The sequence below is a fragment of the Candidatus Cardinium sp. cBcalN2 genome, assembly GCF_022810445.1.
In the GTDB taxonomy this organism is placed as follows: Bacteria; Bacteroidota; Bacteroidia; order Cytophagales; family Amoebophilaceae; genus Cardinium.
Window position 1 is genome coordinate 1 of the sequence record NZ_JAACGD010000094.1, and the last position, 6,434, is coordinate 6,434.

At 36.9% G+C, this 6,434-nt stretch carries 4 protein-coding genes; 3 read left to right on the top strand and 1 reads right to left on the bottom strand.

Features of this window, described 5'->3' with window-relative positions:
- Positions 1-189: 189 nt before the first annotated feature.
- Entirely contained in the window at positions 190-1,461 is a 1,272-nt protein-coding gene (serS, locus tag MUW74_RS02885) for a serine--tRNA ligase (RefSeq protein ID WP_243517624.1), read from the bottom strand.
- A 721-nt stretch (positions 1,462-2,182) separates the two neighbouring features.
- Between serS and rho the strand changes: the two genes are divergently transcribed.
- The 3 genes from rho to MUW74_RS02900 all read left to right on the top strand — a co-directional run bounded on the left by rho (position 2,183) and on the right by MUW74_RS02900 (position 6,313).
- A complete protein-coding gene (rho, locus tag MUW74_RS02890; protein WP_243517625.1) occupies positions 2,183-3,745 on the top strand; it encodes a transcription termination factor Rho in 1,563 nt (520 codons plus the stop codon).
- Positions 3,746-3,894: 149 nt separating this feature from the next.
- Positions 3,895-4,602: a phosphatase PAP2 family protein gene (locus tag MUW74_RS02895; RefSeq protein WP_243517628.1), complete on the top strand. Its 708-nt coding sequence runs from the start codon at positions 3,895-3,897 to the stop codon at positions 4,600-4,602.
- Positions 4,574-6,313: a glycosyltransferase family 39 protein gene (locus MUW74_RS02900; protein ID WP_243517630.1), complete on the top strand. Its 1,740-nt coding sequence runs from the start codon at positions 4,574-4,576 to the stop codon at positions 6,311-6,313. Before MUW74_RS02895 ends, MUW74_RS02900 begins: the two co-directional genes overlap by 29 nt.
- Positions 6,314-6,434 lie beyond the last annotated feature (121 nt).

The window sequence follows — 6,434 nt, forward strand, 5'->3', positions numbered from 1 at the left end:
TCTCAAGTTGATGGTATTGGTTTAAAATTCAGCACAATAACTAATGCCAGAGGTTCCGAAAGCCTTGTTCGAACTCTTTTAGTGAGAGAATTGTATAATACAAACGTACGACAGCAACTATTGGTTTTTTAGCATGGCCACTAGGATTCTAAAAAGGTTGTTTATGATCAAATTTGTCTTGTACAAATGCTAATCAATAATATGAAATCCTGTATAAGGGCGCAATACCTTTGGAATAGCAATCCCATCTGGTCTTTGATGGTATTCTAATAGAGAAGCTAGTATACGTGGTAAGGCTAGTCCACTGCCGTTTAAGGTATGTAAAAGACAACTTTTTTTATTTTGATCCTTGTACCTTAGTGATAACCTATTGGATTGAAAGGTTTCAAAATTACTAATTGAGCTCACTTCTAGCCACTTGTTTTGGCCTGCAGCATATACTTCTATATCGTAGGTCATAGCAGCGCAAAAACCTAAATCTCCCTGACAAAGTTTTAGCACCCGATAAGGTAGCGCTAGTTGTTCTACTAACCCTTGCACATAAGCTAACATCCTTTCTAGATGAGCATAAGAATCGTCAGGATGACAAATTTGTACCAGTTCTACCTTATCAAATTGATGCAATCGATTTAACCCTCGTACATCAGCTCCCCAAGACCCTGCCTCTCGTCTAAAGCAAGGTGTATAGCCTGCATGTTTAATAGGTAGTGCAGTCGTGGCTACAATTGTATCACGATAGATATTTGTGATGGATACTTCTGCAGTAGGTATTAGGTACAAGTTAGCCAATGGGATATGGTACATTTGTCCCTCCTTATCAGGCAGTTGACCCGTTGCATAAGCAGATTGTTGGTTAACTAAAATAGGAGGTTGAATTTCTGTGTAACCTGCTTTTTCTGCCTGATCTAGAAAAAAGTTTACTAAAGCACGTTGTAGCTTAGCGCCTTTTCCTTTGTATACGGGAAAACCAGCACCTGTAATTTTATTACCTAATTCAAAATCAATTAAATCATATTTTTTAATTAAGTCCCAGTGCGCCAATTGCCCGCTGCTCGGATTTAGTGGCGTTTCATAAATAATCAGATTGTCATCGGCATGTTTACCAATCGGTACGCTTTGATGAGGCAAGTTGGGAAGTGCATATAGCTGCTCCAGTAAAGAGGAAGTATGCGTCTTAGACTGTTGCTTTAACGCTTTGATCCTCTCTTTTAAATCATTGATTGCTTTTTTTTTTGCCTCTAGTATTGTGGTTTCTACCTCGCTACGCAATAGATGCCCTATTTGGTTACTCAGCTTATTGAGCGTAGCTGCTAGAGTGTTTAGTTCAGATTGTGTAGCCCGTTTTTCTCTGTCCAGTTTACATATGGCTTCGATGCGCGCTTCTGCATCGGGTAATCCTCTTTTGTGTAGACTATCTACCACTGCTTTTTTATCTGTTCTTATACGTTGTAAATCAATCATTATATTTTCTCTACTAGTTATACTATCATCTTGTACCTATTCAGTCTTATTAGTAGAACACGCCCCCAAAACGCTCATTCTAAAATAATTGCGATCGGAAATTACTCTTGAGTGCTGATCAAAAAACAACCTGTTGGAACCTTGCACAAAGAGTGGAGTCTTTATTTTCCAGCTTTAAGGAGTGATTTCAGCCATTTTTTACCCAGGGTTTTACTTTTTACTTATTTCTTGATCAAGGAAAAACAAATTAAAATACCTTATTTATTTACCACTGACTTGAAGAAACAGCATACTTCCATTAAAATTACACAATTTTACTCAATCACTGAGTTTTTCTTAAAAATGATACTTTTTTTGATTTTTTCAAATTATAGTTGTATAATTGTTCGTATTGGTTTGCCATAGGGCTGCATTCGGAGTCCTGCATTGATATTCATTCCTTATTACAGCTGTTATATATTCTGTATAGGCACAAAAATACCTTTATTTTTGGCCATTCTTACTAGATTTAAAAAAGCAAAATCAGAACAAACAAGAAGGTAATAGGCTATTTAATATAGATGTTTCTTCTGAAAACAAATGCTATTTGTTGAATGCATCTTAAAAAAATTGGCTTAGATGCTTATGTAATGTAGGTTACTCCTGTTTATTCTAAGAATCATCATTAAGATCATTCGTATTACTTTAATCGACTTTTATTTAAAATACACCTAACTCAATCATGTACAATATCGGAGAGCTCAATCAAAAACTTATTTCTGAGTTACGCGAAATAGCAGAAAGATTTAAAGTTAAAAGCTATAAAACGCTTTCAAAAGAGGAACTTATTTATAAAATATTGGACCAACAAGCTGTACTTCCTGTAGGGGAGATTCCTCAAAAAAAGCATAATGAGCCATTTGTTGCACCACTGCAACCCAAGGAGGCCTCTCCATCTGTCTTACCAAGGAAAAGTTATCTGAAATCTAGAGTAATAGAGCCACAAAATGAATCTAATCTACAAGGTACAACCAAGGAATCTGTTGCCCCAGATTCAGAAAAAGCAGTGATGACTGACCGTAGTATTTCTACCGGTTCTACTGTAAAAGAACTAAAAGAACCAAAAGAAGTAAAAGAAGTAACCACTTCATTTGAAAAACATAAAAAAGAGGGCAGCCTGCTCCATAACGTGGATACCACTATTGAGGGAGAAGGTGTGCTGGAGATTATGCAAGATGGCTATGGATTTTTACGTTCCTCAGACTATCATTATTTAGCCAGCCCAGATGATGTTTATGTGTCTCCTTCGCAAATCAAGTTGTTTAACCTCAAAACAGGTGATACCATTCGTGGAAAAATACGTCCACCCAAGGAAGGAGAAAAATATTTTGCTCTTTTAAAGGTAATTTATATGAATGGTGTGACTACAGAGGAGGGGCGTAATCGTATTCCTTTTGAACATCTTACACCGCTTTTTCCACATGATAAGTTGCATATTTCCAATGGAGCCAATCAATATTCAACTCGCATTATGGATTTGTTTTCGCCTATTGGTAAGGGACAACGTGGTATGATTGTAGCGCAACCTAAGACAGGTAAAACGGTACTATTAAAAGAAATAGCCAATGCAATTGCATCCAATCATCCAGAAGTTTATTTGATTGTTTTGTTAATTGGAGAGCGTCCAGAGGAGGTAACAGATATGGCTAGAAATGTAAAAGCAGAGGTAATTGCCTCTACCTTTGATGAACAAGCTGAGCGCCATGTAAAAGTTTCCAATATTGTTTTAGAAAAAGCAAAGAGAATGGTAGAATGTGGTCGTGATGTGGTTATTTTGTTAGATTCTATTACCCGATTGGCTCGGGCGCATAATACGGTTAGCCCTTCTTCTGGCAAGATACTTTCTGGTGGTATTGATGCCAACGCACTCCATAAACCTCAGCGATTTTTTGGTGCAGCTCGTAATGTGGAGCATGGGGGATCGCTGACCATTTTGGCTACTGCACTTATTGATACAGGTTCTAAGATGGATGAGGTGATTTTTGAAGAATTCAAAGGTACAGGTAATATGGAGCTCCAATTAGATCGTAAGTTGGCTAATAAACGTATCTATCCAGCTATTGATGTACCATCCTCCGGAACAAGACATGAAGAATTCTTAATTGGAAAAGAGGAATTGGCCCGGATCTGGATATTGCGTAACATTATGGCTGATATGAGTTCTACTGAAGCTATGGATTTTCTACTTAAGAAAATGCGGGGTACACGTAATAATGAAGAGTTTTTGGTTTCTATGAGTAATTAGGATGTTTGGTATTCCGTTTTTACTTTTTTTAGTTATCTATTCACCATTATGGTGGGGCTACTTATAAAAATACCCCTGCTAGCAACTATTTTAGCAGGGGTATTTTTTTGTCATAAATGGACTACCATGCGTTACTGTATTAAAAAAACATGAATAAGCTAAAGGCTTTTAGAATCATTTGGTATCAAAATAATTTCTTTTTCTATCTGCTTGCTGCCATATTGACTATTGGTTCCATCCCATTTTTCCTATTCGATAAACTTGCTTTTTTTATCCTACTCAAGCAGTGGCATCATCCTGTAGCTGATGTTATAGCGCCTTATTTAACCTGGTTAGGTGATGGGGTTACCTATCTATTGCTGCTAACGGTGGTTGCCTTATTGCGTGCAAGTTGTAGAAAGCTTATCATTATGGGAGGAAGTTTTCTCTTTATGTCTATTGTGGTACAATTGTTCAAGCGTCTTTTTTTTAGAGATATGCTAAGGCCTATAGCCTTGTTGCCTCTAGATGACTCCCTGCACCTAGTAGATCGGGTATCCTTATTGAGGGATTTAAGTTTTCCTTCAGGTCACGCTGCTACTATATTTGTCCTGATATCTGTTATACAACTATTGTCTAGGAATAAAAATACAATCTATAGTATAGCATGGCTGGGGCTAGCTCTAACGGTGGCTTATTCAAGAATTTATCTCTGTCAGCATTTTTACATAGATATCTATGTAGGCGCTTGGATGGGTAGTCTTTCTTCCCTGATAGTGTATCTCTTTGTGGTTGGTTTTAACGGCCCAAATTGGTTAGATCGTTCTATCTACTCGTTCTTATACACATATGCAAAAAGATTCTCTATTAACAAATAGTAGTGTTGCTTATTTTTTAGTTGGCTTTGGAGCTATTTTTTCGTTGGGAATAGGAGGAGTACATCTATTTGATTTAGATGAGCTCTATTTTGCCGAAATTACCAGAGAAATGATGCATACGGGCTGCTATGGTCAAGTAACTTTTGGTTTTCAGTCCCTTTACGAAAAACCACCTTTATTCTTTTGGCTACAAGCAGTTAGCATGCATTTTTGGGGTGTCAATGAAATCGGCGCCCGTTTTCCTAACTTGATTTGTGGGCTATTGACGCTTGTAACGCTCTATTACATAGGTAAACGATACAAAGGTAAGTGGTTTGGTTTTTTGTGGATGTGCCTATATGCAACTGCTTTTTTGCCTCATTTTTATTTTAAATCAGGCATTATAGATCCTTTTTTTAATTACTTTTTGTTGCTGGCTATCTATTTGTTATCAACTGACGTTACGTCATTCAAAGGATGGATCTATGGCGGTACAGGTCTCTCTATAGGTTGCGCGTTATTGATTAAAGGACCTATGGCGGTTCTTATACCATTTGCTACGTTAGCATTATCCTATACCTGGTTTAGGAGCAGGTCCTTTTCATTCAAAGGACTTATTCTAGTTATGCTGGTAGCAGCAGGTCTCTTATCTTGTTGGCTGATTCCAGAAATTTGGTCTAACGGATATACTTTTATTAAAGAATTTTGGGCCTATCATCTATTGCTCTATCAGCACCCTGTTCATACCCACGCTCAGCCTTGGTACTACCATTATTTGGTACTTTTTGGAGGATGTTTTCCTAGTTCCCTATTTGCTCTCTTCTTTTTGAAAGAAAAAAAAATGATTAGAAATAATTATTTTGCAGCTAATATGCAAGCTTTATTGGCAAGCGTTTTACTGATTTTTAGCCTAGTGGGTACTAAGATTGTGCATTATAGTTCTATGGCCTATTTTCCTATAACCTTTTTTGCGGCTGATTTTTTCTGTGAGTCACTCTACCGTAGAAACTATATCTGTTCAAAGATAGCCGCTTTATTTTTATTGGTAGGGCTAGTGTTAGGCAGCACTTTAGCCATTATTCCTTTGATGATGCGATATAAAGCTTTATGGTATTCTTTTATTACTAACCAAGTTATCAAGGATGCATTAGAGGTATTGGTTGTATGGAGCTATTGGGACAGTATGCCAGGAATCATCTATATCATAGGTATAAGCGTAGCTTACTATTATCTTATCCGGGATCGTTTGGTTCCTTTTATAGGCACTTTTATCTGTGTTAATATTGGTACATTGACTTTTTTTTTAATGTGTATAGCACCAAAAGTGGAAGCCTACACCCAAAAGGAAATGGTAGATTTTTGTAAAGCTTGCAAAGGAAAGTCTCTATACCTTACTACTATTGGTTTCAAATCAGCTGCGCCCCTTTTTTATGCTGATCAATCCAAAGCATTAAACAAACGGAATATAGCTTGGCTATTAACAGGGGAAATTGACAAGCCTTGTTTTTTTATTCTTTACAAAAGTGATAGAGACCTTTTAAGAGATTATCAAGATATTATTTATATAAAAGATATGGGATGTTTTGCATTGTATCAACGGTCACCTAAAAATTTGTATCCATGCAACCCTGACTCACTGACGCGGGTTATACCTAAACAAGCAACTTGCTTGTATCCATTTACCATTTTACCAGGACCCTACAACAAGAACAAGCATCGTATCTATTCCTGACATTGGTAAAAAATGAATTTTTAAAGCTACTTTTTGGTTGATCAAAAAGTAGCCAAAAAATCAAGCGCTGATGAAAAAAGTTACTGAAAGCTTAGTTTACAGCTGGAAAAACAGGAACCTC

Coding starts and splice junctions, on each gene's coding strand:
- serS (WP_243517624.1), bottom strand. CDS start 1,461: ATGATTGATTTACAACGTATAAGAACAGATAAAAAAGCAGTGGTAGAT.
- rho (WP_243517625.1), top strand. CDS start 2,183: ATGTACAATATCGGAGAGCTCAATCAAAAACTTATTTCTGAGTTACGC.
- MUW74_RS02895 (WP_243517628.1), top strand. CDS start 3,895: ATGAATAAGCTAAAGGCTTTTAGAATCATTTGGTATCAAAATAATTTC.
- MUW74_RS02900 (WP_243517630.1), top strand. CDS start 4,574: ATGCAAAAAGATTCTCTATTAACAAATAGTAGTGTTGCTTATTTTTTA.